We start from the raw sequence: 23,850 nt of genomic DNA on the forward strand, positions 1-23,850 counted from the left end.
CGCGGCGCCCAGACCGGCGCCAAGGGAGCCCCATGCTCGACAAGGGTGAACTGCTGGCCAACCTGCCCCGCCTGCGCGGCGCGCGCGTGCTCATCGTGGGCGATCTGGTTCTGGACCATTACGTCATCGGCTCCGTGGGGCGCATCTCGCCCGAGGCGCCGGTGCCCGTGGTCCACGTGCGCGAGGAACGCCATTTGCTGGGCGGCGCGGGCAACGTGGCCCGCAACGTGGTCAGCCTCGGCGGGCAGGCCGTGGTGGTGGGCGTCTGCGGTGACGATGCCGACGGCAAGCTCATGGCCTGCCTGCTGCACGACAGCGGCGTCGCCGCGCACACCGTGCCCGACTCCGGACGGCCGACCATCCGCAAGACGCGCATCGTGGCCCAGAACCAGCAGGTCGTGCGTGTGGACTACGAGCGCACCCACGAACTGACCCAGGAGACCGAAGACCGCGTGTTCGAAGCCCTGCGCGCCGAGGCGCCCGCCTGCGGCGTCATCGTCGTGTCCGACTACGGCAAGGGCCTCGTCACCGCGCGGTTCATGGACCGCCTGCACGCCCTGCTGGCCGGACTGCCCGCCCGGCCCAAGGTCTACGTGGACCCCAAGGTCCGCAATTTCGACCTTTACAAGGGCGTGGACATCCTGACCCCCAACACCAAGGAAGCCGCCGAAGGCGCGGGGCTGGCCGTGGACGACCGCACCTCCGTCCTGCGGGCCGGGGCGCGCATCTTCCGCAAGCTCGGCTGCGCCAACCTGCTCGTCACCCTGGGCGCCGAAGGCATGGCCCTCTTCGAGAGCCCCGATTCCGTGCTGCACATCCCCACGGCCGCGCGCAAGGTGTTCGACGTGACCGGCGCGGGCGATACGGTTATCGCCGCGCTGGCCCTGGGCACCGCAGCCGGACTGGACCTCGCCCAGGCCTGCGCCGTGGCCAACGTCGCCGCAGGCATCGTCGTCGGCGAGGTCGGCACCGCGGCGGCGACCCTGGAACAGGTGGAGCACAACCTGCGCGCCGAAGGCGCCATCCCAATCGAGCGCTGGTTCGGCCCTGGGGAATGACCCGGGTGGACATCTGGCAACCAAGACACCACAAGGGCTCATAAGCAAAAAACGACCATGCCGCCTTCCACCGATATTCTCGGCGCCATCGCTCTGGTGGCCGAAAACAGAATCCAAGCCGCCTACGAGGAGGGCGCCTTCGACCACCTGCCCGGCAAAGGGCAGCCTCTGCCTCTGGAAGACGACTCCCACCTGCCACCCGAACTGCGCATGGCCTATAAAATCCTCAAAAACTCCGGGCACCTGACCCCGGGCACGACCACGACCTCGCCAGCCGCCGCCCGCGCGGCCATCGCCCGCCTTGAGCACAGCCCCGACGCAGACACGCCCCTGGAACCCTACAGCCGCCTGCACGCCCTGACCACCCGCCTGGACCGCAGCGGGCGCCTCGAACTCCTCCTGGATTCCCTGCCCGGCTACCGCCGCCGCATCCTGGACCGTCTGGGGCTGAAGGCAGGCTAGAAGGGCCCGGAAAGGAAAAGGCGCACAAACTGTCAAGCCGTTTCCGCGCTCCCGCCCCGAGCCGCAGCGCCGACGCCAGTGCCCCAGCCGACGCCGCCCCGAGCCCTGTCGGCCTCCTCCCCCAATTCAGCTCGCACACTGGATCTCCTCGTCCCCCCTCGCAACCCAGGCCCCATCAAAGCCGACAAGCAATTTCCCAAACCGTTCTCCCGTCCCCAACCGCAAGACTTCCTGCCTTCACCACGCCCATCGCGCCCCGTCCCGGAATGATGCGGCGACACTTCGCCGCGCCATTCCGGGACGGCGTGCGGGGTCGAGGGGTCCCCGACCCCTCGCGGGGGCCGGGGGCGGAGCCCCCGGAAAAACACAGCAGTGCAGGGGCTCACTCAGCCCAGGTATTCGAGCAGACTGGCGAAAAAGAATTCGCCCAGGGGCGAGTCATGGGGGGTGGTATGAATGGCCTTCAGGTGGAAACGGGGGTGGTCGGTCAGGAAGGCGTCCACTTGGCCTTCGTTTTCGGCGGGAGTGAGGGTGCAGGTGACGTAGGCCAGCAGGCCGCCGGGGGCAAGGCAGGTGGCGGCATGACGCAGCAGCCGGGCCTGAACCCGGGCGAAGTCGGCCACGTCCTGCGGGGTGCGGCGCAGGAGCGTGTCGGGGCGGCGGCTGAGGACGCCCAGGCCGGAGCAGGGTGCGTCCAGGAGGATGGCACGCAGGGGGTGGCGGGGGCTGAAGGCCTCGGCCCGGGCCCGGAAGGGCGCGACGTCGGGCACGCCCAGGCGGCGGCGTTCGGCGTTGAGGCCCGCAAGGCGGCGGGCGCTCGGATCGCTGGCCAGAACCGTGCCCGGGGCGGCGTCGGCGAGCAGCAGGGACTTGCCGCCCCGGCCGCAACAGGCGTCCCACACGGGGCGGGGCCAGGAGGCGGCACCCAGGGCTTCGAGGGCGGCCTGCCCGGCGAGGCTCTGGCGCACGGCCAGGCCGTCGGCAAGCAGCTCGGCGAGGTCGGGCGGCGGGGCGGCCAGGGCCACGCCCGTGGCGGTCGCGCCCACGCAGGAGGGCAGGGCGGCGAGCTGGGCGTGGCGCTCCATGGCGCCGGGCACCTGGGGCCGCAGGCGCAGGCCCAGGGGCGGAGCCTCGCAGGTGGCGGCGAGCAGGGCCCGGGTGTGGTCCGGGCCCCGGGTGTCCAGCCACAGCGCGGCCATCCAGCGGGGCACACCGAAACGCCGGGCCAGGAAGAGGGGCCCATCGGCCTGCCCGGCCTTGCGGGGCGCGGCCTCGTGGGCCAGGGGCGGCTGGCGCAGGAAGGCCTCGTCCCGCCAGCCGGGCCCGAGGTCGGCCACGCGGCGCAGCACGGCGTTGCAGACCTTGCCCAGCCGGGGATTGATGGCCGTCTTGACCTGCTCGGTGGCCCAGTGGGTGGAGGCATAGGCCGGGATTTTGTCCAGGAAAAGAATTTCATAGGCCGCCACGGCGAGGAGCAGGCGCATGGGCGCGGGCAGGGCGCCCGGGTCGCGCAGCAGGGTGGCCAGGATGAAATCCAGGGTCGGCTTGCGGCGCAGGGTGCCGTAGGCCAGTTCCGTGGCCAGGGCGGCGTCCAGGGCTGCGGCGGGGTTGCCGGGACGTGCGTCCTTGCCCGGGGCGAAAACCTCGGCCAGGGCGCCGTCCAGGGCGGCCTGGATGTCCTGCCCGCGCAGGCAGCGTTCCAGAGCCAGCAGGGCGGCCCGGCGCGCCGGGGGCAGGGCAGGGGCAACGGCACGGGGCCGGGAGCGGCGCGGGCCGGAGCGGGGGGCGGAAGGCGCCAAGGCTCAGGCGCCTTCGCCCGCGCCGGGGCGGGCCTGGGGGCCGGGGCCCTTGCCCACGCCGGGGCGGCTGGCCATGGGCAGGGTGCGCGGGGCGGGCGGATCGGCCAGGAAGCGTTGCAGGGCGCGCTCGACCAGCTCCAGGGACACGCCGGTGTCCAGGCAGGGGCCGTGGGGGCGTTCGTTGAGCACGCCGAACACGGGCAGGGGATAGGTATCCTGAATGCCGCTGGACAGGTCGCGCTCGCAGGCCACGGCGACGATGAGCCGGGGCCGGAGCTGGACCACGATGCGCCGGGCGATGGTGCCGCCGGTGGCGATGGCCAGATGCACGCCGTAGTGCTCGGTCAGGGCCAGCAAGTCGCGGATGGGGCATTTGCCGCAGCGCTTGCAGTTGTCGATGTCGTAGGTCAGGCGCACGTCGCAGCGCGAGTTCTGGATGCAGTGGGGCATGAGCAGCAGAACGTCCTCGGGGGCGTAGCGCCCGGCCTCGTGCTGCACCAGCTCGTTGTTGACCTTGATGAACGACGAGCGCACGCGCTCTTTGGAGATGCGCAAGGCCCGGCCGAGCAGGACCATGAGCGGCAGAAAGAGCTTGATGGTCAGCCCGCGCAGGCGGCGCGAAAAGGGCAGGCTGCGACCGAGCAGGATATTGAGCACCAGCCCCAGGCTGGCCCAGCCGACCACGGCGATGGCCGCCGCCACCAGCAGCCCGAAAACCCACGGCGCGGCGGGATGGATGGCCGCCAGCCCCACGAAGGGCACGACCCACAACCCCACCAGCAGCAGCGAAACGAGCACCGAGGCGCCGGTGATCAGCCCGATGAACAGCCGCTTGCGCGCGGCGCCCGCGCTCTGGTCGTCGCGGTCGAAAGCGGCGAGGGAAGGGTCGGTTCCGGTCATGGACAAACCGTTTCGTAATACGCCGTGGAATACAAATCGCGGACACCCGCGCCCAAGCCGTTTTGCCGAGTCTTCCGTGGGCCCTTCTGCAGGCCCTTTTGCAGGGAGATATTGCACCAGCAGTGGGGCAGCGTGTCAACCACCGGATGCCGAAACAGATGCATCCTAGGCCAACCGCGCGGCCCCGGGCAGGTAGCCCCGGGCGAATTCCTCGGCGCTTTGCAGCTTCTTCCCGGCGGGCTTGAGGGAGGGCACCAGGTATTCGCAATCCGCACAGGCGAAGGCCAAAAGGCCCTCGCGCAGGCCGAGGATGGTGCCGGGGGCGGGCCGGGGTTCGGCCAGCTCGGGGCCGACGCACCCCGGGGTCAGCACCAGCCGCAGGGGTTCGCCCCCGCGCGGGCCGGTCCAGTGGCAAAAGGCGCCCGGCCAGGGATGCATGGCCCGGGCGCGGTTGTGGACCTCGCGGGCCGGGCGCGAAAAGTCGAGGCGGCCTTCGTCCTTTTCGAGCTTGGGAGCGTAGGTGGCCAGGGCGGTGTCCTGAGGGATGCGCACCAGCCGCCCGGCGCGCAGGCGGCCCAGGGCGTCCACGATCAGCCGTCCGCCCAGGTCGGCCAACTGGTCGTGGACCTCGCTGGCCGTCTCGTCGATGTCGATGCCCAGCGAGCGGGCCAGGAGGATGTCTCCGGTGTCCATGCCCGCATCCATGCGCATGATGGTGATGCCCGTGACGGCCTCGCCGTCCAGGATGGCGCGCTGGATGGGCGCGGCGCCGCGGTATTTGGGCAGGAGCGATGCGTGGATGTTCAGGGCGCCCAGGGGCGGGATGTCCAGCACGCGCTGGGGCAGGATGAGCCCGTAGGCGGCGACCACCAGCACCTCGGGCGCCAGGGCCGCCAGTTCGTCCACCGTGGCCTGCTCGCGGAAGTTCACGGGCTGGAACACGGGCAGGCCGTGCGAAAGGGCGAAGGCCTTGACCTCGCCGTGGCGCACGGCCTGACCCCGGCCGCTGGGCCGGTCGGGCTGGCAATAGACGGCCACGACCTCGCAGCCGTCCCATCCCGTCAGGGCCTCCAGGGCGCGCCGGGCGAACTCCGGCGTGCCCATGAAGACTACTCGGAGGGGGCCTTGTCCTGCTGCTTCGCCCATTTGCGGACCTTCTTGTCGTACAGCGAGCGCTTGAGGCGGCTGATGTGGTCGATGAACAGGGTGCCGTCCAGGTGGTCGATTTCGTGTTGCAGGCAGATGGCCAGCAACTCGTCGGCCTCGATGGTCAGGTCCTGGCCGTCCAGGGTCGTGGCCCGCACGGTGACCTGGGCCGCGCGCTCCACGTTGGCGCGGTAGTTGCGCACCGACAGGCAGCCCTCTTCGGACTCCACCGTCTCCTCGCTGCGGGCGGTGATCACGGGGTTGACCAGCACGCGCAGGTCCTCACGGAGCTGGGGGCCGGAAACGTCCACCACCACAAGCCGCACGCCCTCGCCCACCTGCGGGGCGGCAAGGCCGATGCCCTCGTTGGCATACATGGTCAGGGCCATGTCGTCGGCCAGGGCGCGCAGTTCGGGCGTGATCTCCGCGATCTCCTCGGCCCGCCGGGCCAGGACGGGGTCCGGGTAGTAAACCAGGGGTCGTGTCATGTCCTCACTCTGTCTCCCACGCGTGGCCCGCGCTCCGCGCGGGGGCGGCCGGTGCTAGTCCTTGGCCGTCTCGCGCACGCGGATGTGCAGCTCGCGCAGTTGCTTGTTGTCCACCGTGTCGGGGGCGTCGGTCATGAGGCAGGTGGCCTTCTGGGTCTTGGGGAAGGCGATCACGTCGCGGATGGACGCGGACCCCGACAGGATCATGATAAGTCGGTCCAGCCCGAAGGCAATGCCGCCGTGGGGCGGGGCGCCGAACTCCAGAGCCTGGAGCAGGAAGCCGAACCGGGAGCGGGCGGTTTCCTCGTCCATGCCCAGGGCGGCGAACATGGCCTGCTGGGTGGCCTGATCGTGGATGCGGATGGAGCCGCCGCCGATTTCAGAGCCGTTCAGCACCATGTCGTAAGCCCGGGACAGCACGGCGCCGGGGTCCGAGGTCAGCAGTTCCGCATGGCCGGGGGCCGGGGCGGTGAAGGGATGGTGCAGGGCCATCCAGCGCTTGTCCTCGGGGCTCCATTCCAGCAGGGGGAAGTCCGTCACCCACAGGGGGTTGAAAACGGCGGCATCGATGAGCCCCAGGCGGCGGCCCAGCTCGTTGCGCAACTGGCCCAGGGCGGTGTTGACCATCACGGCGGGCCCGGCCTGGAAGAAGAGGATGTCGCCCTCCCGGGCCTCGAGGCGCCCGGCGATGCCCTGGCGCTCGGCGTCGGAAAGGAACTTGGCGATGGGCGACTGCCACTCGCCGCCGGGCTTGAGCTTGATCCAGGCCAGCCCCTGGGCGCCGTAGATTTTGACGAACTCGGTGAGGTCGTCGATCTCCTTGCGCGAGAGGTCCACCCCGCCCGGCACGCGCAGGCCCTTGACCAGTTCGGCCGAGGCGAACAGCTTGAACCCGCCGCCGCGCACCACGTCGGTCACGTCCTTGAGCTTCAGGTCGAAGCGCGTGTCGGGCTTGTCCAGGCCATAGTCGCGCATGGCCTCGTGCCAGGTCATGCGCGGGAAGGGCTCGGGCAGGGTCACATCCAGCGTTTCGGCGAACAGGCGGCGAATCATGCCCTCGGCCATGGCCATGACCTGCTCCTGGTCCACGAAGCTCATTTCGCAGTCGATCTGGGTGAACTCGGGCTGGCGGTCGGCGCGCAGGTCCTCGTCGCGGAAGCAGCGCACCACCTGATAGTAGCGCTCCATGCCCGCGACCATGAGCAACTGCTTGAAAATCTGCGGCGACTGGGGCAGGGCGTAGAACTTGCCCTCGGCCAGACGGCTGGGCACCAGGAAGTCCCGCGCGCCCTCGGGGGTGCTCTTGGTCAGGATGGGCGTCTCGATTTCCAGGAAGCCCTGCTCGTCCAGATAGCGGCGCACGCTCTGCACCGCGCGGTGGCGGAGCTGGAAGTTGCGCGCCAGCTTGGGGCGGCGCAGGTCGAGGTAGCGGTATTGCAGGCGCAGGGTCTCGGCGGCGTCCACGCGGTCCTCGATGGCGAAGGGCGTGGTGCGCGAGGTGTTCAGCAGCTTCCACTCATCGACCACCACCTCGATCTGCCCGGTGGCGAGGCCCGGGTTGGTCATGCCCTCGGGCCGGGGGCGCACCTGCCCGCGCACGGCCAGCACGTATTCCGTGCGCAGGATGTGCGCGTCGGCGTGGGCGGCGGGGCTGTGCTCGGGCGAGAAGACCACCTGGGTCAGGCCCTGGCGGTCGCGCAGGTCGATGAAGATCAGCCCGCCGTGGTCGCGGCGGTACTGGGCCCAGCCCATGAGGCAGACGCCGGCGCCCACGTCGGCGGCGGTCAGCTCGCTGCACGTGTGCGTGCGCTGCCAGCCGTCCAGGGGCGTGATGTATTTCTGGTGTTCGCGCTGAACGTCGTAAGTCTCTTCCATGATGCGTCCTCTCGGTGTGCGTCCCCCCGCCCGGGGTGCGGGCGGCGGGCGAAAAATGTCCGGCTACCCGCGGCCCGCGAGCAGGGCCACGGCCTCGGCCCGGGGCAGGGTGCGCTGCTCGCCGCTGTGCATGTCGCGCAGGGTCACGCCGCCGTCGGCCAGCTCCTGCCCGCCCAGCAGCAGGCACCAGCGCGCCCCGGAGCGGTCCGCCGCGCGCATGCGGCTCTTCATGCTGCCCGAGGCGAAGCCCGTCTCGCCGATGAGCCCGGCCTCGCGCAGCTCCTGGGCCAGGGCCAGGGCCGGGCTGGGGGCCGCCGGGTCGAGCACGGCGATGAAAAAGTCCGGGGCGGGCTGGCCCACGGGCGGCACCAGCAGCGCCAGGCGCTCCATGCCGATGGCAAAACCCGTGGCGGCCACGTCGGGCCCGCCGAGCTGGGCCACGAGCCCGTCGTAGCGCCCGCCACCGGCCACGGCGGTCTGGGCGCCGATGTCCGTGGAGGTGACCTCGAAGGTCAGGCCCACATAGTAGTCGAGCCCGCGCACCAGCCGGGGGTTCTTGACGTACTCCACCCCGGCCGCGGCCAGGATGGCCTGGACCTCGGCGTAAGCCCCGGCGCAGTCCGCGCAGAGATGCTCTTCGATGACGGGGGCGTTCGCGGTCAGCTCCCGGCAGCGGGGCACCTTGCAGTCGAGCACGCGCAGCGGGTTGCTGGCCGCACGGCGCTTGCAGTCGTCGCACAGTTCGTCGAACCCGGGCAGGGCGGCGAAGAAGGCGTCCAGCGCCGCGCGGTGCCGGGGGCGGCAGGTGCGGCAGCCCAGGGAGTTGATCTCGAAGGTGAGCTGGCGCATGCCCAGGGTGCGCAGGTAGGTCGAGAGCATGAGCACCAGTTCGGCGTCGGCCTGGGGCTCGGTGGCCCCGACCATCTCCACGTCGAGCTGGTGGAACTGGCGCATGCGGCCCTTCTGGGGCCGTTCGTAGCGGAACATGGGCCCGAAGGTGAACATCTTGTGCACCGAGCCCGGGGAATAGAGCCCGTTCTCGATGTAGGCGCGCATCATGCCCGCCGTGGCCTCGGGGCGCAGGGTCAGGGAGCGGCCCTTGCGGTCGGGGAAGGTATACATCTCCTTCTGGACCACGTCGGTCTCCTCGCCGATGGAGCGCGAGAAAAGCTGGGTCGGCTCCATGAGCGGCAGACGGACCTCCTGGTAGCCGTAGCGCGAAAAGACCTTGCGCGCGGTTTCTTCCAGGTGGGCGAAGGTCGTGCTCTCGGGCGGATACATGTCCGCCACGCCTTTGATTTTCTGGATTTTGCTCATTTCGGGGCTCGTGCCGGGGCGCATTGCGGGCGCCGCCGGGCTATGCGGTGCAAAAAAACCTGGAAACCCAGGGCCAAGCCGCTAGGAGTTAGACCATACCCGCCCAAAAGTCAAAGCGCGCGCGCCTCGCGGCGGGCCGCGCCGAAGCCCGGCCCGTCCGCCCGCGAAACCGGGCACCCCAGTGCTGACAAGGCGCGCCCGGGAGGCTATGACAACAGGCAGCGCCGCGGCCATGCCCGGCTCGCGGCGCCGAAAAGGCTTGCCCTGCCCGGCAAAGGCTTCTAGGCTGGGCCACCATAATCGATTGTTCAACAAGGAAGCGAATCATGCGAAGCAAGCAAATGACCCACGGGCTGGAAAAAGCCCCCCACCGTTCGCTGCTCTACGCCCTGGGCCTGACCCGTGAGGAAATGCGCCGACCCATCGTCGGCGTGTGCAACTCGGCCAACGAAATCGTGCCCGGGCACATCCACCTGGACACCATCGCCAAGGCCGTGAAAGAGGGCGTGCGCATGGCGGGCGGCACGCCCCTGGAGTTCCCGGTCATCGGCGTATGCGACGGGCTGGCCATGAACCACGAGGGCATGCACTTCTCCCTGCCCTCGCGCGAAATCATCGCCGACTCCATCGAGATCATGGCCAGCGCCCATCCTTTCGACGCGCTGGTGCTCATCCCCAACTGCGACAAGGTCGTCCCGGCCATGCTCATGGCCGCCCTGCGGCTGAACATCCCCGCCGTGGTCGTCTCCGGCGGGCCCATGCTGGCCGGCAGCGGCAATTCGGACCTGATCACCGTGTTCGAGAGCGTGGGCCGCGCCAAGCGCGGGGAAATCAGCGCCGACGAACTGGACGCCCTGGAGCAGTGCGCCTGCCCGGGTTGCGGCTCCTGCTCGGGCATGTTCACGGCCAACTCCATGAACTGCCTGGCCGAGACCATCGGTCTGGCCCTGCCCGGCAACGGCACCATCCCCGCCGTCACCGCCGAGCGCGTGCGCCTGGCCAAGACCGCCGGGATGCGCGTCATGGACCTGCTGGAAAAAGGCCTGCGCCCGCGCGACATCGTGACCGAAAAGAGCGTGGCCAACGCCGTGACGCTGGACATGGCCCTGGGCTGCTCGACCAACACCGTGCTGCACCTCCCGGCCATCTTCGGCGAGGCCGGGCTGGCCCTGACCCTGGACATCTTCGACGAGGTCAGCTCGCGCACGCCCAACCTGTGCAAGCTCTCCCCGGCGGGCCCGCACCATATCGACCAGCTCCACCGCGCCGGGGGCATCCCCGCCGTGATGAGCGAGCTGGCCAAGCGCGACCTGCTGCACCTGGACGCCATGACCGTCACCGGCCAGAGCCTGGGCGAAAACCTGCGCGACCTGTCCGCCGTGGTGCGCGACCCCGAGGTCATCCGGCCCATCGACAAGCCCTATTCCCCGCGCGGGGGCATCGCCGTGCTGCACGGCTCCCTGGCGCCCGACGGCGCGGTGGTCAAGCAGTCGGCCGTGGCCCCCGAGATGATGCGCCGCACGGGCCCGGCCCGGGTCTTCGACTCCGAGGCCCTGGCCAGCGAGGCCATCCTCGGCGGGGCCATCCACCCCGGCGACGTGATCATCATCCGCTACGAGGGCCCGCGCGGCGGCCCGGGCATGCGCGAAATGCTCTCGCCCACGGCCAACATCGCGGGCATGGGCCTCGGCGAATCCGTGGCGCTCATCACCGACGGCCGCTTCTCGGGCGGCACGCGCGGCGCGGCCATCGGCCACGTCTCGCCCGAGGCCGCCGACGGCGGGCCCATGGCCCTGGTCCGCGAGGGCGACCTGATCGAGATCGACATCCCGGGCCGGACCCTGAACCTGCTGGTGGAGCCCGCCGAACTGGAAGCCCGCCGCAAGGCCCACGTGCCCCCGGCGCGCGAAATCGCCTCGCCGCTGCTGCGGCGCTACAGCCGCCTGGTGCAAAGCGCGGCCCAGGGCGCGCGCTACAAGGACGAATAGCCTCCCCCGCCCCCGGGCGGCCCATCTGCAGGCCGCCCGGGGCGCCGCCCGCCTCGCGGGCCGGATGCGACCCGCTTTCCCGCAAAGGGCCCGCGCCGCCCCGCTCCGCCCCGCCCCGGTTGACCTCGCGCGCGTTTCCGGCCCATACTGGCCGCAATCGCCCCCCGGGCCGTCGCGTCCGGGGGCACAACGGCGACGGGCAAGGCCCCAGGGGCGCCCCGAAAGCACCCCGCCACCAACGGACAAGGACAAACGCATGGCGCGCTGGGACGGCGAAGCGGTGGACCGCTACGAGGCGTGGTTCGAGACGCCCACGGGCGCCTTCGCCCTGGGCCGGGAGCGCGCGCTGCTGGAGCGCCTGGTTTCCGCCTGGCCCCGGCGCGGGCACACCCTGCTGGACGTGGGCTGCGGCCCGGGCGTGTTCATGAAGCTGTTCTGGGAGTCGGGCTTCGACGTGACCGGACTGGACAGTTCGCCGGACATGCTCGGGGCCGCCCGGCGCAGGCTGGGGCCCCACGGCGCCTACCACGTCGGCCGCGCCGAGCACCTGCCCTTCACCGACGACGAGTTCGACTACGTGACCCTGCTCACGGTGCTGGAATTCTGCGAAGACCCGGTGCTGGCCCTGCGCGAGGCCCGGCGCGTGGCGCGCTACGGGGTGCTGGTCTCCTTCCTGAACCGCTTTTCGTTCTACCACTACAGCCACGGCCTCGCCTGGCCCTGGCGCGGCCCGGGGGCGACCATCGAAGCCCGCTGGTTCTCCTGCCTGGAGATGCGCCGTCTGGTACTGGGCACCCTGGGGCCCAAGCAGTGGCAGTGCGGCTCGGTGCTGCCCGGCCCGGTGTGGACCTGGAAGCCCGGAGCGCCCTGGAACGTAATCAACCGCCCGGTCTATCCCCTGGGCGTGGGCGCCTACGGCGCCATGCGCGCCGACTTCACCGCCGAAAAACCCCTGACGCCCCTGTACCTGCTGAGCAAGAACCCGGTCTGAGCCCTCCGGCGCCTGCCTGCCGGAAAACCCAAAGCGCGCGGCAGGGTGCGCCTGCACGGGCGGCCCGGGTTTCCCGTCGGCGCCGCGCCGGGCCCGCCCGCTACCAGCTCACGGGCAGGCGCACGGTCTGTTTGGCCTTGTTGGTGAACAGCACGTGCCCGTGCTCGCGGCCGAACAGGAACAGATCGCGGGTCACGGCCACGTCCTGGGTGCAGTAGGCCACGATGTCGTCCAGGCGGCCCTGCTTCCACCACTCCAGGGCCTGGAGCCCGTCGGCGGACTTCCGCGCGCCCAGGGTGGCCTGGGCCAGATGGTCCAGGGACAAACGGTAGCCCAGGCGGTTGTAGACGTGCTCCAGCATGTCGCAGGTGTTCAGGGCCGCCGGGTCGAAATCCACCTGCCCGCGCAGCACGGCGTAGTCGAAGCGCTTGACGTTGAAGCCCACCACCAGGGGCAGGGCGGCCAGGGCGGCCACCAGCTCGCCCAACTCCTCCTGCACGTAGGCCCGGGTCTGGCCCGTGCGCGAGTCGTACAGGCAGGCGCAGGACACGCCCATGCGCCCGGCGCGGTGCCAGCCGCCGACCTCGGCGGCGGAGCGCCGGGTTTCCAGGTCGAACACGCCGAAGTGGCCCGCGCCTTCGGGGGCGGGCGGGGGAGAGGTCTGCCGGTCGGTCATGGGCTCCTCCTGGCGCCGGGGCTGCGGCGCCGTTTGTTGTGCGGCTTGCGGAGTGAAAGCGGGCTCCCGGGGGCCGTCCGCGGCCTCGAACGTGAACGGGGGCGCGGGCGCCTCGGGGTCCAGGGCCGCCCGGGCCTCGGCCAGGGCCGCGTCCACGTCCAGCGCCGGAGCCGGTGTGTCGCGGATGGCCTCCAGCAGGAAGCGCGCCGCGCCCTTGTCGATGGGCCGGTTGCCCGAGCCGCATTTGGGCGAATGCACGCACGAAGGGCAGCCCGTTTCGCAGGGGCACGAGGCCACCACGTCCAGGGTCCGTTCCAGCAGTTCCCCGGCCTGCTCGAAGGCCTGCCAGGAAAGCCCCACCCCGCCGGGCAGCCCGTCGTACACGAACACCGCCGCCCCGCCCACCTGGGGGTGGAAGGGCGTGGAAATGCCGCCCAGGTCGTTGCGGTCGGTCATGACCAGCAGCGGCAGGATGCCGATGGCCGCGTGTTCCATGGCGTGGATGCCGCCCATGAAGTGCATGAAACCGTCCTCGGCGCGGTGCTGGGCCTCGCGCGGGATTTCCAGCCACAGGCCCTCGGTCTCGAAGCTCATGGGCGGCAGGTCCAGGGGCACGACGGTCAGCAGGGCGCCGCCCTTGTTCCTGCGCCGCTCGTAGCCCGTGATGCGCTCGGTGACGCGCAGGCGGCCCCGGAACACGCGCATGCCCCACGCCGTGCGCACCCCGTCCACGGACAGGATGCGCGTGGATTTGTCCACGCGCACGCGGGTGTGGTGGTCCACCCGCGCGGGGGCAACGGTCACGGTACGCCCGGGCAGGTCCAGCTCCTGGACCACGTAAGTCTGCCCCAGGTGCAGGTAGACCGCGCCGGGGTGCGTCTCCTTGCAGGCCCGGTGCTCGTCCACCTGGCCCACGCTGCGCTCGCCCCCGGCGCCGCCGACGGCGATGATGCGCAACTGGCCTCCGGCGCCGCGCAGGTCCACGTTATGGTGCGGGCGGCGGCGCGGGGAGTGGATTTCCGCGCCGTCGGAGCTGGCCAGGAGCCGCCCGTCGGCCAGCATGGCGTCCAGCACGGGCGCCACCCCGGGCTCGGCCAGCCAGGGCTCGCCCGGAACCAGGGGCATCTCCGCCGCCGCGCAGACCAGATGGCGCTCCACGATGCGCGGGTTGGCCGGGTTGAGCACGGCGCGCTCGGGGGGTCGGGCGAAGAAGTCGCGCGGGTTGCGCATGAAATACTGGTCCAACTGGTCCTCCCCGGCGATGAGCGCCACGGCGGACTCCTGCTGCGCCCGGCCCACGCGGCCCCCGCGTTGCAGGGTCTGCATCACCGTGCCCGGGTAGCCGACCAGGATGCACAGGTCCAGGCTGCCGATGTCGATGCCCAGCTCCAGGGCGCTGGTGGAGATGACGGCCAGCAGCTCCCCCGAGGCCATGCGCGCCTCGATGTCGCGGCGCTCCTCGGGCAGAAAGCCCGCGCGGTAGGCACTGATGCGCCCGCGGTATTGCCCCGAGCGCTCGGCGGCCCACAGGGCGATGAGTTCGGTCATGCGCCGCGACTGGGTGTAGACGATGGTCCGCAGCCCGCGCGCCAGGGCCGCCTTGAGCAGCAGGATGGCCACCTGGGCCGGGCTGTCGGCCATGGTCAGGGCCGGGTTCAGGAACAGGAAATGCCGCCCGCCCCGGGGTGCGCCGCTTTCGGTGACCTCGGTGACCTCCCGGCCAGAAAGCTGGCGGGCCAATTCGCCGGGGTTGCCCACCGTGGCCGAGAGGAAGGCGAAGCTCGGGGCCGAGCCGTAACGACGGCACACGCGTGAAAGCCGCCGGAAGACCTGGGCCATGTGCGAGCCCATGACCCCCCGGTAGGTATGCACCTCGTCCACCACAACGTGGGTCAGCCCGGCGAAGAAGGCCGCCCACTTCTCGTGGTGGGCCAGCAGTGCCAGATGCAGCATCTCGGGGTTGGTCAGCAGCACCCCGGGCGGAGTGTCGCGGATCTTGCGCCGGAACCAGTCCGAGGTGTCGCCGTCGTAGATGGCCGCCCGGGGCCGGGTGTCCTCGGGCCAGGGGGCGACCATTGCCTCGAAGGAGCGCAACTGGTCCTGGGCCAGGGCCTTCAGGGGGAAGAGGTACAGCGCCCGGCTGTCGGGGTTCATGAGCTGCTGTTCCAGCACGGGCAGGGTGTAGATCAGGGTCTTGCCGCTGGCCGTGGGCGTGGCGACCACCACGTTGCGCCCGGCGCGCAGCAGGTCCATGGCCCGGGCCTGGTGCTCATAGAGCGCGGGGATGCCCCGCCCGGCCAGCAGGCGTTCCACCGTCACCGGCCAGGGCCTGCGACAGGCGGCCTCGCGGGCCGGGCCCGGGGGCAGCACCTCGTGGTGCGCCACCAGATGCCCCAGGCGCTGCGACGCCTTGAGGGCCGCGATGTATTCGCGGATGTCCGCCCTGCCCGGCAGGCCCGTCGAGGCTGCCGGGTCCATCGGGTCCGTCACGCCGGTCAGGCCTGTCATGTCCATGATGTCCGTCACGCCCCCGAGGATACGGCGCGGGCGGCGGAAAGGGAAGGGCGCGGACGCACCCGGGGCAGGGGGCTCCGGGAGCGGGCAATCCTCGACAGAACGGAGAAGGGGTACAGCGGAGGAAGGAGCTACACAGCGAGGTCCAGGGGCAAATCCGAGATGTCCTTCAAGCGTTTGCCGTTGACCATAATGGCCAACATCTCGGCGGCATCCTCCATCCCGAGCGCTTCAACAGTTTTTTGCAATTCGTACAAGGCGAAATGGTAGACACAATCAATATCGCCTGTGCCGAGGGCAATGGACGCGAGGCGGCTGGGGGTCGGCTCTGCGGTGACCACGACAACATGGGGTAAACGCCCTTTACGGTTGCGAACAAGATTCAACGCCTCGGATCTCGCGTTCTGTGCCCGATCACTCCTGATTGTCCACTTACAGGAGATGCTGGCATGGAGAAGCGGCTTGCCTCCGTTGCTTTTGCGCAGACTGGCGAGTGTGGTCACCTTGTCGTCTATAAGCACCGACGGCGTGTTGATGGCGGCATCTTCCTCAAGCTGGCGCGTAACGACAATGTCCGGGGTGATGGTATAGTCACTGCCAAGTGCGGCAGCAAGCTCAGGGCTACTTTTGGCTGCCTCGTCGAGGGCAACGAGATGTGCGTACTGCTCATACGCGGCAATTTCGAGCCTGTTCCGGCCTGTGACCTGACGAACGTCCCAGTTGCCTGGGCGTAAATGTCCCAGGGTCAGGAATGTGGCCTTCACGAACTCGGCGCAGATGCCCTCGAACTTGTTCCCCGAGGTCTGCCCTGCGCAACGTTCTCCTTTTGTCGCCGTAGCAAGCTGTTCCGCAATACCATTGGCAATATTCCTGCTTGGCTTGCTACTGCCATCAGCGTTGCTGACAATACCCCTCCCATCAATGGTAAGAATACTTGCCAGCAGAGCCGTGTGGAATGCCTGCCTAGCCTCTGCAAAGTGAGCTGAAAGACTCATGATGCCACCTTAAAGATGCGCCGCGCCGTTAGCGCCGCGATTATTTGCCTGCCAACGGCGGCTGCAACCGGGGGGGGGAAAGCGTTGCCTATCTGGCGGTAGACCGGGGTCTTGCGTCCAACGAAAATCCACTCATCGGGAAACCCCTGAATGCGGGCCGCCATGCGCGTTGTCAGACGCGGCGCCCCCACGAAGTCACGGGGTGGAGCCTCGTCCCAGACACCATGCCCATCGACTCCCAGCGAAGCCCAGGCTCGCTTGGCCCGGGTTGGGCCCAGGTCGGCGCCTCCATGTTTTTTGGAGCCTCCCACGAGAGTGGGGGCGATGCCGTTGGCTTGCTCCCGCCAGCGGTCAGCACCAAGCCAGCCGTTCGCTTGCATGAGGTCGTAGAGTAACTCCCCCACAGTCGGCGGCACGGCCTGGAGCGGATTCGGCCACTCGAAGTGATCGGCCAACTCCCTGCGGAGGGCCACGAAGACAACGCGGGGGCGGAGTTGCGACACCCCGTGGTCTGATGCGTTTAAGAGCTTCCAGCCGGGCTTGTAGCCCAGCTTCTTGAGCTGCTTCTCCACCTTGGTGCGGTAGTCTTCGAATACGGCGTCCAAGAGACCCCGGACGTTCTCGAACATTACGGCCTTTGGGCGGCACTCGTCCACAAGACGGATTGCCTGAGGGAACATGTCACGTTCGTCGTCGGCACCAAGTTGTCTGCCTGCCCGCGAGAACGGAGGGCAAGGTACTCCGCCAGCCAAAAGATCGACTCCCTTAAATGGGCGACCATCAAAATGGCACACGTCACCATCTGGAACCACGTTCCAGTTTGGGCGATTCTGCTTCAGAGTGTCACAGGCTGCGGAGTCAATTTCCACGAGAGCCGCATGAGCAAATCCCGCTTGTTCAAGGCCCAGTGCTTGGCCCCCAGCTCCCGAACAAATCTCAACGGACGTCAATCGCGGCATTATACCTTCCAGATGCTAGGGTTTCCATCGAAAGCAAAAGACTGCCGGAAAAGCTGGCACGGGTCAACGAAACGAAGACCTGCCGGACCTCATCCCCTCTCCCACCGTGCCCTGCACTGATAACCCCACTTCAAGCATTGCCCCTACCGACGCCAAGTCTTCACATCTCTCAAGAGATCGGCCTTCAGCGCTTCCAGGCGTCGCGGGCGGGGTCGAGCACTTCGCGGCCCTCGCCGGGGTAGACCTCGCGCTCGGCTGCGGGCTGGGGCACGGGCGGGGGCCAGTGCCCGGGCCGGGGCTCCGGGCCCTCCAGGGCCGGGCCGCCCGGGGCCAGGTCGGCCATGGCCGGATGCGCGCGCGGGTCCGCCCCCGGCACGGCCCAGGAGAATTCGATGGGGATCATGTTCGGGTCGAAGCAATAGACCGAGTGGATGAACCCATGGTCGATGACCGGCGAGGGCTCGCAGCCCGCCGCCTCCAGACGCCCGCGCACCGCCCATAGGTCCTCCTCCCCGGCCACGCCGATGGACACGTGGTCGAACCCCACCGGACCGCGCACGGGAAAGCCGTGGTCCTTCATGGCCAGGGGCTCCACCCCGGGCCACTCGAAAAAGGCGATCATGTCCCGCCCGTCGATCTGGAAAAAATAATGGCGATAGCCCGGGCGGCCCAGGCCCGCCACCAGGCGCATGCCCAGCAGGTCGCGCCAGAAGCGTACCGTGGCGTCCATGTCGCCGGTGACCATGGCCAAGTGGTTGATTCCGTTGTAGCGGGGCATGGCGCCTCCTTGGACCCGGAGGGAGCCGGGCCCAGCGCGGGTTTTTCCCGCAGGCTACGGCAAATCGCGGGGCACGGCAACGCGCCCCGGCCGTGTCCGCCCCAAGGCCCCGCCGGGGGGCTTGCCCGCGGGCCCGGCGCAGGGTAAGGAAGGAACCGGACCCCCCAAGGGTCGCACCCTCCCCCGGGCCGCCCCGTCCCCCCCGCCCGGAAGAACCAAGGAGAATCCACCGTGGGCTTTCTTTCCGCCAGCGCAAGCTTCACGCGCTACCGCATCATCGAGGAAATCCCGGACACCCTGTGGCCCGAAATCGCCGACAGGCTGCGCCGCAACGCATTCAAGGACATCGACCACACCGCCGACGAACGCTCTTTCGGCTGGGTGGCCTTCGACGACATGCTCGACGCCGACTGGCGTAGCGCCCCGCCCCAGAAGGGCGAGTTCATCACCATGGGCCTGCGCCTGGACACCCGGCGCATCCCTCCGGCGGTATTCAAGAAGCATCTGGCCCTGGCCCTGGCGGACGAGATGGAGCGCATGGAGCAGACCAAGGGCAAGGCCTACGTCTCGCGCGACCGCAAGAACGAACTCAAGGAGCAGACCAAGCTGCGGCTCATGGCCCGGACCCTGCCCATCCCCGCCCAGTTCGACGTGGTCTGGAACGTGACCAGCGGCGTGGTCTATCTGGCCTCCATCCAGAGCAAGCTGCGCGCGCTGTTCGAAGACATGTTCACCATGACCTTCGACCTGCACCTGGAGCCCATGACCCCGTACTACCAGGCCCTGGCCCGCATGGGCGAGGAGCGCGCAAGCGTCCTGGACGACCTCGAACCCACCGTTTTCGTCTAAGCCGGAGACCCCCCTCATGGATCACGCATATCTCGGAGAAGCCACGGACATCGTGCTGGGCCAGGAGTTCCTGACCTGGCTGTGGTACAAGAGCGAATCCCAGGCCGGGCGCTTCAAGACCGACGCGAACGAACCCTTCGCCCTGTTCATGGAGCAGCGCGTGTCCGTCACCGGCGGAGAGGGCGACGCCAAGGAGACGACCTCGGTCAGCGGGCTCCTGAGCGAACTGCGCGAGGCCAAGACCGGGCTGGCCATGGGCAAGAAGGTCTCCAAGGCGCTGGTGCGCATCGAGGCCGACGCCGAACAATGGTCCGCGACCCTCAAGGCCGAGGACATGAGCCTGTCGTCCTTCAAAACCCCCAAGGTGGAAACCAAGCGCGAGGAGGGTGAAGACCCCGACTCGGCCTTTCTGGAAAAGATGTACCTCCTGGAGCGCGGACTGGCCTTCCTGGACGCGGTGTTCGCGGAGTTTCTGGCCCTGCGTTTCTCCTCGGGCTGGAAAGAGGAAGCGGCGGACGTGGGCCGCTGGATGGCCCAGGACGCCTAGCCCCGGCGCGCCGCCCGCCGTTTCGCCCGGAGTGCCGCCCAGACCCCCGAAGTACCGGAAACACCATGCTCGCCCTGACCTTCCCCCATTTCGATCCTGTAGCCGTATCCGTCGGCCCGCTGGCCGTGCGCTGGTACGGGCTCATGTACATGATCGGCTTTCTGGGCGGCTGGGGGCTCGGGCGCTGGCGCGCCTCGCGCCCCGGGTCGGGCTGGGCCGCCACCCAGGTGGACGACCTCGTGGCCCTGCTCATGCTCGGGGTCATCCTCGGCGGGCGGCTGGGCTACGTGCTGTTCTACGAGCCCATGGGCTATCTGGCCGACCCCGTGCGCATCGTGCGCCTGTGGGAGGGCGGCATGTCCTTCCACGGCGGGCTGCTGGGGGTGCTCGTCTGCTTCTGGCTCTTTGCCCGGCGCGCGGGCAAGTCCTTCTTCGCCGTATCGGACTTCATCGCCCCGCTGGTGCCCCTGGGCCTGGGGGCCGGGCGCATCGGCAATTTCATCAACGGCGAGCTGTGGGGCCGCGTGAGCGACGCGCCCTGGGCCATGATCTTCCCGGGCTGGGAGGCCGGGCCCTATCCGCGCCACCCGTCCCAGCTTTATGAATTCGCCCTCGAGGGCGTCGTGCTTTTCGCCCTGTGCTGGTGGTTCTCCGCGCGCAAGCGCCCCGAAGGGGCCGTGTCGGGGCTCTTTGCCGCCGGATACGGGACGTTTCGTTTCGTGGTGGAATTCTTCCGCGAGCCGGACGCCCATCTGGGCTTCCTGACGGGCGGGCTGACCATGGGCCAGCTCCTGTCCCTGCCCCTGGCGCTCTACGGGGTCTTCCTGCTCTGGCGGGCCTATTCCCGAGGCCCGCGCCAACCCGCAACATAATTTCGAGGCCATGCCAAACAATCCCACTCTCTCCCGGCTTCTGGACGAGCATCTGCCCGCGCTGGCCCAGCGCGAGGCCCTGGAACCCGACCTCATCCGCAAGGCCATTGCCGACGGCACCATGGTCCTGCTGGCCAACCCGAGGCACGCCGGAGTCCTGCCGACCCTGGTCGGCCAGCCGGCCACGGTGAAGGTCAACGCCAACATCGGCACCTCGCCCTTCGTGGAAGCCCCGGACAAGGAAATCCTGAAACTCAGGATCGCCGAGGCCAGCGGCGCGCACACGGTCATGGACCTGTCCACCGGCGGCGACCTGGACGCCATCCGCGCCGAAATGCTGGCCGCAAGCCCCCTGCCCCTGGGCACGGTGCCGCTCTACGGCTGCGTGCAGAAGTACATCCGCGCCAAGGAAGACCCCGCGAACTTCAGCGCCCAGGAGCTGCTGGAGGAAATCGAGCGTCAGGCCGAGCAGGGTGTGGACTTCATGACCGTGCATTGCGGCGTGACCCGCCGGGCCGCGGCCCTGGTCGAGGAAGCCGGGCGCGTGCTGGGCGTGGTGTCGCGCGGCGGGTCCATCACCGTGCGCTGGATGAAGACCAACAACCAGGAAAACCCGCTGCTCACGCACTACGACAAGCTGCTGGACATTGCCGTGCGCCACAACGTGACCCTGTCCCTGGGCGACGGCATGCGCCCGGGCGCGGGCTGCGACGCGGGCGACCCCGCGCAGTGGGAGGAGGTCGTGGTCCTGGCCGAACTGACCCGCCGCGCCTGGGAGCGCGGGGTGCAGGTGATGATCGAGGGCCCCGGGCACGTGCCCATGCACCAGGTGCAGGCCCAGATCCAGGGCATCAAGCGCCTGTGCCACGGCGCGCCGCTCTACGTCCTCGGCCCGCTGACCACCGACAGCTCCCCGGGCTACGACCACATCGCCGGGGCCATCGGCGGGGCCATGGCCGCCTACTTCGGGGCGGACTTCCTGTGCTACCTGACCCCGGCCGAGCACCTGACCCTGCCCGACGGCGAAGACGTGCGCCAGGGCGTGCTGGCCTCGCGCATCGCCGCCCAGAGCGCGGAGAACGCCCTGGGCCGCCCCCTGGCCGTGCGCCGCGATCTGGCCATCTCGCGCGCCCGGGCCGACCTGGACTGGAAGGCCATGGCCGATCTGGCCCTGGACCCGCCCATGGTCCGCCACCGCCGCCAGGACCACGCCGACCGCGAGGAATGCGCCATGTGCGGCGAGTACTGCGCGGTGAAGATGCTGCGCGACTTCAAGAAGAAATAACCCGGCCCCGCCGGAGGCCGCGCGCAGCGGCGAAAACGGAAAGACGGCCCGCCGGAGCGGGCCGTCTTTCTGTTTGGGCTTTCGGTGCGCCCCCAGGGCCGCCCCCCGGGCGACGGGGCCCGCCACGGTGTCGCAGCGAAAACGGCGACACCCGCGGCCCGGGCCGCCCGGCTACTGCGTCGGCGGAGCCTTGCAGGCAGCTGCGGTGTTTTGGACCGCGCCCGGCGCCGGGGCCGGGGAGTTGCGCGCCAGCCAGTCGGCGGACACGCAACCTTCCTCCACGGCCACGATGGTATCGCCCAGTTCCCGGGCCTCCTCCAGGTCGTGGGTCACGTGCAGGATGGGCACGGCCAGTTCGGTCTTGAGGGCCACGAGTTCCTGACGCAGGGCCCGGCGGGTGGCGGCGTCCAGAGCCGAGAAGGGCTCGTCGAGCAGCAGCAGCACCGGGTCGCGGGCCAGGGCCTGGCAGAAGGCCGCCCGCTGGCGCTCGCCGCCGGAAATGGCCCCGGGGCGCTTGCCCGCCAGCCGGGCGATGCCGAACATCTCCAGCAGTTCGTCCACGCGCCCCTTGCGCCGCGCCGCGATGGCCACGTTGGCGCGCACCGTGAGATGCGGGAACAGCGGATAATCCTGGAACACGAAGCCCAGCCCCCGGTGGCGCGGGAGCACGAAAATCCCGGCGCCCGTGTCCACCCACACGGTGGACCCCAGGGCCACGCGGCCCTGGTCGGGCTGCTCCAGCCCGGCGGCGATGCGCATGAGGGTGGTCTTGCCCGCGCCCGAGGGGCCCACCAGGGCCGTCAGCGAGCCGGGCTCGCAGCGCAGCTCGGCGCGCAACTCGAAGTGCGGCAGGCGCTTGCGCACGTTCATGGTCAGCGGCATGGCTAGCGCCCCCTGTTCATGCGGTTGATGGCCAAAAGGGCGACGAAGCTCATGGGCACCAGGGCCAGGCAGAGCTTGAAGGCGTCGTCGTAGCGCAGGGCCTCCACGGCCTCGTAGATGGCGATGGCCGCCACCCGCGTGCTGCCGGGAATGCTCCCGCCGACCATGAGGATGACGCCGAATTCGCCCAGGCTGTGGGCGAAGACCAGCACCGAGGCCGCCGCCAGCCCGGGCAGGCTGCACGGCAGCACCACGCGGAAAAACGCGGCAATGGGCGACATGCCCAGCACGGCGCAGGCCTCCAGCAGGCGCGGATCGAGCTTCTCGAAGGCCGTGCGCAGGGGCTGGACGGCGAAGGGCAGGTTGTAGACCAGCGAGGCCAGGAGGATACCCGTGAAACTGAACACCAGGCGGTGCCCGGTGAGCGACTCCCAGGCGGCGCCCAGGGGGCTTTGCGGGCTCATGACCAGCAGCAGGGCGAAGCCCAGAACCGTTGGCGGCAGCACCATGGGCAGGGACACCAGGGCGTCCAGCAGGCTCTTGCCGGGGAAGCGTCGGAAGGCCAGGACATAGGCCAACGGCGCCGCCGCCAACGGAATGAGCAACGTCGTGATCAGGGCCAGCTTGGCCGAGAGAACGAGCGGCTCAAGCATCTATTCGTAACCGTACTTCGCCTTGATGGCCGCCACTTCCGGCGTGTTCAGGAACTCGACGAACTTGCGGGCGGCCTCGGGGTTCGGGGCGCTCTTGAGGATGCAGGCGGCCTGGACGACCTTGGGCGCCTCGGGCACCTCGAGGAAGCAGCCCTTCCCCCCCTCGGGGGTGAAGGTGGACGACAGGGCGCAGAAGCCCACGTCCGCAGCGCCCGTGGAGGCGAACTGGAAGGGCTGGCTGATGTTCTGGCCGAAGACCAGGGCGGGCTGCACCGCGTCCCAGATACCCACGGCCTGCATGGCCTTCATGGACGAGGTGCCGTAGGGCGCGGTCTCCACGTTGGCGATGGCGACCTTGGCGGAGGCCTTCACGGCCTCGGGCCAGGGCATGGCGCACAGTTCCTTCTTGAGGGTCCACAGCACCACGCGGCCCGTGGCGTAAACGAAAGGCGCCTCGGCGCGGCCCTCGGCCTGGAGCTTGGCCGGGGTTTTCTCGTCGGCGGCCAGCAGCATGTCGAAGGGCGCGCCGTTGACGATCTGGCCGTAGAGCTTGCCGGTGGAGGTATAGGTGGCTTCGGCCTTGAGGCCGGTGGCCTTTTCGAAGAGCGGAATGATCTCCTGCATGGCCGGGGTGAAGTTGGCCGCCTGGGCCAGCAGCAGGTCCGCCGCCATGGCGGGGGCCGCGAGCAGCAGCATGACGACGAGAAGCGGGGCGATACGTTTCATGGCAAAGACACTCCGATGGTTGCGGTTGTTGCGGATTTCCACCATGGTCCGGAGGAACGCTGACATGGTACCTATACGTTCGGGGACCGA

The 23,850-nt window shown here is 69.6% G+C and carries 21 protein-coding genes; 8 read left to right on the top strand and 13 right to left on the bottom strand.

Annotation, left to right across the window (positions count from 1 at the left end; all coding sequences use genetic code 11):
* Positions 1–32: 32 nt before the first annotated feature.
* Together rfaE1 and ACZ5KV_RS08055 are read left to right on the top strand one after the other, a co-directional pair.
* Positions 33–1,058 (top strand): D-glycero-beta-D-manno-heptose-7-phosphate kinase, encoded by a 1,026-nt coding sequence (gene rfaE1 / locus ACZ5KV_RS08050; RefSeq protein ID WP_464238788.1) that lies wholly within the window; start codon positions 33–35, stop codon positions 1,056–1,058.
* Between the two features lie 57 nt (positions 1,059–1,115).
* Positions 1,116–1,520, top strand: a complete 405-nt coding sequence (locus ACZ5KV_RS08055; protein WP_464238789.1) for a DnaJ family domain-containing protein — start codon at positions 1,116–1,118, stop codon at positions 1,518–1,520.
* A 386-nt stretch (positions 1,521–1,906) separates the two neighbouring features.
* Here the strand turns inward: ACZ5KV_RS08055 and ACZ5KV_RS08060 are convergent, their stop codons facing one another.
* From ACZ5KV_RS08060 to hisS, 6 genes are all read right to left on the bottom strand, one after another.
* Positions 1,907–3,319, bottom strand: coding sequence for an RsmB/NOP family class I SAM-dependent RNA methyltransferase (locus ACZ5KV_RS08060; protein ID WP_464238790.1), 1,413 nt, complete (start codon positions 3,317–3,319; stop codon positions 1,907–1,909).
* A 3-nt stretch (positions 3,320–3,322) separates the two neighbouring features.
* The gene (locus ACZ5KV_RS08065; RefSeq protein WP_464238791.1) at positions 3,323–4,219 is read right to left on the bottom strand and encodes a DUF116 domain-containing protein; all 897 of its coding nucleotides are present in this window, start codon (positions 4,217–4,219) and stop codon (positions 3,323–3,325) included.
* 165 nt (positions 4,220–4,384) lie between these two features.
* The gene (gene fmt / locus ACZ5KV_RS08070; RefSeq protein WP_464238792.1) at positions 4,385–5,365 is read right to left on the bottom strand and encodes a methionyl-tRNA formyltransferase; all 981 of its coding nucleotides are present in this window, start codon (positions 5,363–5,365) and stop codon (positions 4,385–4,387) included.
* Entirely contained in the window at positions 5,329–5,853 is a 525-nt protein-coding gene (gene def, locus ACZ5KV_RS08075; RefSeq protein WP_464238793.1) for a peptide deformylase, read from the bottom strand. Before def ends, fmt begins: the two co-directional genes overlap by 37 nt.
* 54 nt (positions 5,854–5,907) lie before the next feature.
* Positions 5,908–7,728 carry an aspartate--tRNA ligase gene (gene aspS, locus ACZ5KV_RS08080; RefSeq protein WP_464238794.1) on the bottom strand — a complete coding sequence of 607 codons (1,821 nt, stop codon included), beginning with the start codon at positions 7,726–7,728 and terminating at the stop codon, positions 5,908–5,910.
* 63 nt (positions 7,729–7,791) lie between these two features.
* Positions 7,792–9,045, bottom strand: a complete 1,254-nt coding sequence (hisS, locus tag ACZ5KV_RS08085) for a histidine--tRNA ligase (RefSeq protein WP_464238795.1) — start codon at positions 9,043–9,045, stop codon at positions 7,792–7,794.
* Between the two features lie 326 nt (positions 9,046–9,371).
* Between hisS and ilvD the strand changes: the two genes are divergently transcribed.
* Positions 9,372–11,033 (top strand): dihydroxy-acid dehydratase, encoded by a 1,662-nt coding sequence (gene ilvD / locus ACZ5KV_RS08090; protein WP_464238796.1) that lies wholly within the window; start codon positions 9,372–9,374, stop codon positions 11,031–11,033.
* Positions 11,034–11,289: 256 nt separating this feature from the next.
* A complete protein-coding gene (locus ACZ5KV_RS08095; protein WP_464238797.1) occupies positions 11,290–12,024 on the top strand; it encodes a class I SAM-dependent methyltransferase in 735 nt (244 codons plus the stop codon).
* A gap of 100 nt (positions 12,025–12,124) precedes the next feature.
* Here ACZ5KV_RS08095 and ACZ5KV_RS08100 read toward each other — a convergent pair whose 3' ends face one another.
* The 4 genes from ACZ5KV_RS08100 to ACZ5KV_RS08115 all read right to left on the bottom strand — a co-directional run bounded on the left by ACZ5KV_RS08100 (position 12,125) and on the right by ACZ5KV_RS08115 (position 17,946).
* Positions 12,125–15,178 carry a DEAD/DEAH box helicase gene (locus ACZ5KV_RS08100; RefSeq protein WP_464241822.1) on the bottom strand — a complete coding sequence of 1,018 codons (3,054 nt, stop codon included), beginning with the start codon at positions 15,176–15,178 and terminating at the stop codon, positions 12,125–12,127.
* Positions 15,179–15,345: 167 nt separating this feature from the next.
* Positions 15,346–16,209, bottom strand: a complete 864-nt coding sequence (locus ACZ5KV_RS08105) for an NgoMIV family type II restriction endonuclease (protein ID WP_464238798.1) — start codon at positions 16,207–16,209, stop codon at positions 15,346–15,348.
* Positions 16,206–17,168 carry a DNA cytosine methyltransferase gene (locus tag ACZ5KV_RS08110; protein ID WP_464238799.1) on the bottom strand — a complete coding sequence of 321 codons (963 nt, stop codon included), beginning with the start codon at positions 17,166–17,168 and terminating at the stop codon, positions 16,206–16,208. Before ACZ5KV_RS08110 ends, ACZ5KV_RS08105 begins: the two co-directional genes overlap by 4 nt.
* 184 nt (positions 17,169–17,352) lie before the next feature.
* Positions 17,353–17,946 carry a VOC family protein gene (locus ACZ5KV_RS08115; RefSeq protein WP_464238800.1) on the bottom strand — a complete coding sequence of 198 codons (594 nt, stop codon included), beginning with the start codon at positions 17,944–17,946 and terminating at the stop codon, positions 17,353–17,355.
* Positions 17,947–18,177: 231 nt separating this feature from the next.
* Between ACZ5KV_RS08115 and rdgC the strand changes: the two genes are divergently transcribed.
* From rdgC to thiC, 4 genes are all read left to right on the top strand, one after another.
* On the top strand, positions 18,178–18,795 hold the full coding sequence (gene rdgC, locus ACZ5KV_RS08120) for a recombination-associated protein RdgC (protein WP_464238801.1): 618 nt from the start codon (positions 18,178–18,180) through the stop codon (positions 18,793–18,795).
* Between the two features lie 16 nt (positions 18,796–18,811).
* Positions 18,812–19,342 carry a hypothetical protein gene (locus tag ACZ5KV_RS08125; RefSeq protein WP_464238802.1) on the top strand — a complete coding sequence of 177 codons (531 nt, stop codon included), beginning with the start codon at positions 18,812–18,814 and terminating at the stop codon, positions 19,340–19,342.
* Positions 19,343–19,407: 65 nt separating this feature from the next.
* Positions 19,408–20,214: a prolipoprotein diacylglyceryl transferase gene (lgt, locus tag ACZ5KV_RS08130; protein ID WP_464238803.1), complete on the top strand. Its 807-nt coding sequence runs from the start codon at positions 19,408–19,410 to the stop codon at positions 20,212–20,214.
* A 10-nt stretch (positions 20,215–20,224) separates the two neighbouring features.
* Positions 20,225–21,499 carry a phosphomethylpyrimidine synthase ThiC gene (thiC, locus tag ACZ5KV_RS08135; RefSeq protein ID WP_464238804.1) on the top strand — a complete coding sequence of 425 codons (1,275 nt, stop codon included), beginning with the start codon at positions 20,225–20,227 and terminating at the stop codon, positions 21,497–21,499.
* A 171-nt stretch (positions 21,500–21,670) separates the two neighbouring features.
* Here thiC and ACZ5KV_RS08140 read toward each other — a convergent pair whose 3' ends face one another.
* The 3 genes from ACZ5KV_RS08140 to modA are packed head-to-tail and all read right to left on the bottom strand — an operon-like array spanning position 21,671 to position 23,760.
* Positions 21,671–22,381 (bottom strand): ATP-binding cassette domain-containing protein, encoded by a 711-nt coding sequence (locus ACZ5KV_RS08140; RefSeq protein ID WP_464238805.1) that lies wholly within the window; start codon positions 22,379–22,381, stop codon positions 21,671–21,673.
* Positions 22,382–22,383: 2 nt separating this feature from the next.
* Complete coding sequence (modB, locus tag ACZ5KV_RS08145) at positions 22,384–23,034, bottom strand: molybdate ABC transporter permease subunit (RefSeq protein WP_464238806.1); 651 nt, start codon at positions 23,032–23,034, stop codon at positions 22,384–22,386.
* On the bottom strand, positions 23,035–23,760 hold the full coding sequence (gene modA, locus ACZ5KV_RS08150; RefSeq protein ID WP_464238807.1) for a molybdate ABC transporter substrate-binding protein: 726 nt from the start codon (positions 23,758–23,760) through the stop codon (positions 23,035–23,037).
* Positions 23,761–23,850 lie beyond the last annotated feature (90 nt).

It is taken from the genome of Desulfocurvus thunnarius, from assembly GCF_055390965.1.

Excerpts from the sequence above, each read along its gene's own strand:
- ACZ5KV_RS08140 (WP_464238805.1), bottom strand. The coding sequence starts at position 22,381 with ATGCCGCTGACCATGAACGTGCGCAAGCGCCTGCCGCACTTCGAGTTG.
- ACZ5KV_RS08055 (WP_464238789.1), top strand. The coding sequence starts at position 1,116 with ATGCCGCCTTCCACCGATATTCTCGGCGCCATCGCTCTGGTGGCCGAA.
- modB (WP_464238806.1), bottom strand. The coding sequence starts at position 23,034 with ATGCTTGAGCCGCTCGTTCTCTCGGCCAAGCTGGCCCTGATCACGACG.
- ACZ5KV_RS08105 (WP_464238798.1), bottom strand. The coding sequence starts at position 16,209 with ATGAGTCTTTCAGCTCACTTTGCAGAGGCTAGGCAGGCATTCCACACG.
- thiC (WP_464238804.1), top strand. The coding sequence starts at position 20,225 with ATGCCAAACAATCCCACTCTCTCCCGGCTTCTGGACGAGCATCTGCCC.
- ACZ5KV_RS08100 (WP_464241822.1), bottom strand. The coding sequence starts at position 15,178 with ATGGACCCGGCAGCCTCGACGGGCCTGCCGGGCAGGGCGGACATCCGC.
- lgt (WP_464238803.1), top strand. The coding sequence starts at position 19,408 with ATGCTCGCCCTGACCTTCCCCCATTTCGATCCTGTAGCCGTATCCGTC.
- aspS (WP_464238794.1), bottom strand. The coding sequence starts at position 7,728 with ATGGAAGAGACTTACGACGTTCAGCGCGAACACCAGAAATACATCACG.
- fmt (WP_464238792.1), bottom strand. The coding sequence starts at position 5,365 with ATGGGCGAAGCAGCAGGACAAGGCCCCCTCCGAGTAGTCTTCATGGGC.
- ACZ5KV_RS08110 (WP_464238799.1), bottom strand. The coding sequence starts at position 17,168 with ATGCCGCGATTGACGTCCGTTGAGATTTGTTCGGGAGCTGGGGGCCAA.
- ACZ5KV_RS08095 (WP_464238797.1), top strand. The coding sequence starts at position 11,290 with ATGGCGCGCTGGGACGGCGAAGCGGTGGACCGCTACGAGGCGTGGTTC.
- ACZ5KV_RS08065 (WP_464238791.1), bottom strand. The coding sequence starts at position 4,219 with ATGACCGGAACCGACCCTTCCCTCGCCGCTTTCGACCGCGACGACCAG.
- ACZ5KV_RS08125 (WP_464238802.1), top strand. The coding sequence starts at position 18,812 with ATGGATCACGCATATCTCGGAGAAGCCACGGACATCGTGCTGGGCCAG.
- ilvD (WP_464238796.1), top strand. The coding sequence starts at position 9,372 with ATGCGAAGCAAGCAAATGACCCACGGGCTGGAAAAAGCCCCCCACCGT.
- ACZ5KV_RS08115 (WP_464238800.1), bottom strand. The coding sequence starts at position 17,946 with ATGCCCCGCTACAACGGAATCAACCACTTGGCCATGGTCACCGGCGAC.
- modA (WP_464238807.1), bottom strand. The coding sequence starts at position 23,760 with ATGAAACGTATCGCCCCGCTTCTCGTCGTCATGCTGCTGCTCGCGGCC.
- hisS (WP_464238795.1), bottom strand. The coding sequence starts at position 9,045 with ATGAGCAAAATCCAGAAAATCAAAGGCGTGGCGGACATGTATCCGCCC.
- rfaE1 (WP_464238788.1), top strand. The coding sequence starts at position 33 with ATGCTCGACAAGGGTGAACTGCTGGCCAACCTGCCCCGCCTGCGCGGC.
- def (WP_464238793.1), bottom strand. The coding sequence starts at position 5,853 with ATGACACGACCCCTGGTTTACTACCCGGACCCCGTCCTGGCCCGGCGG.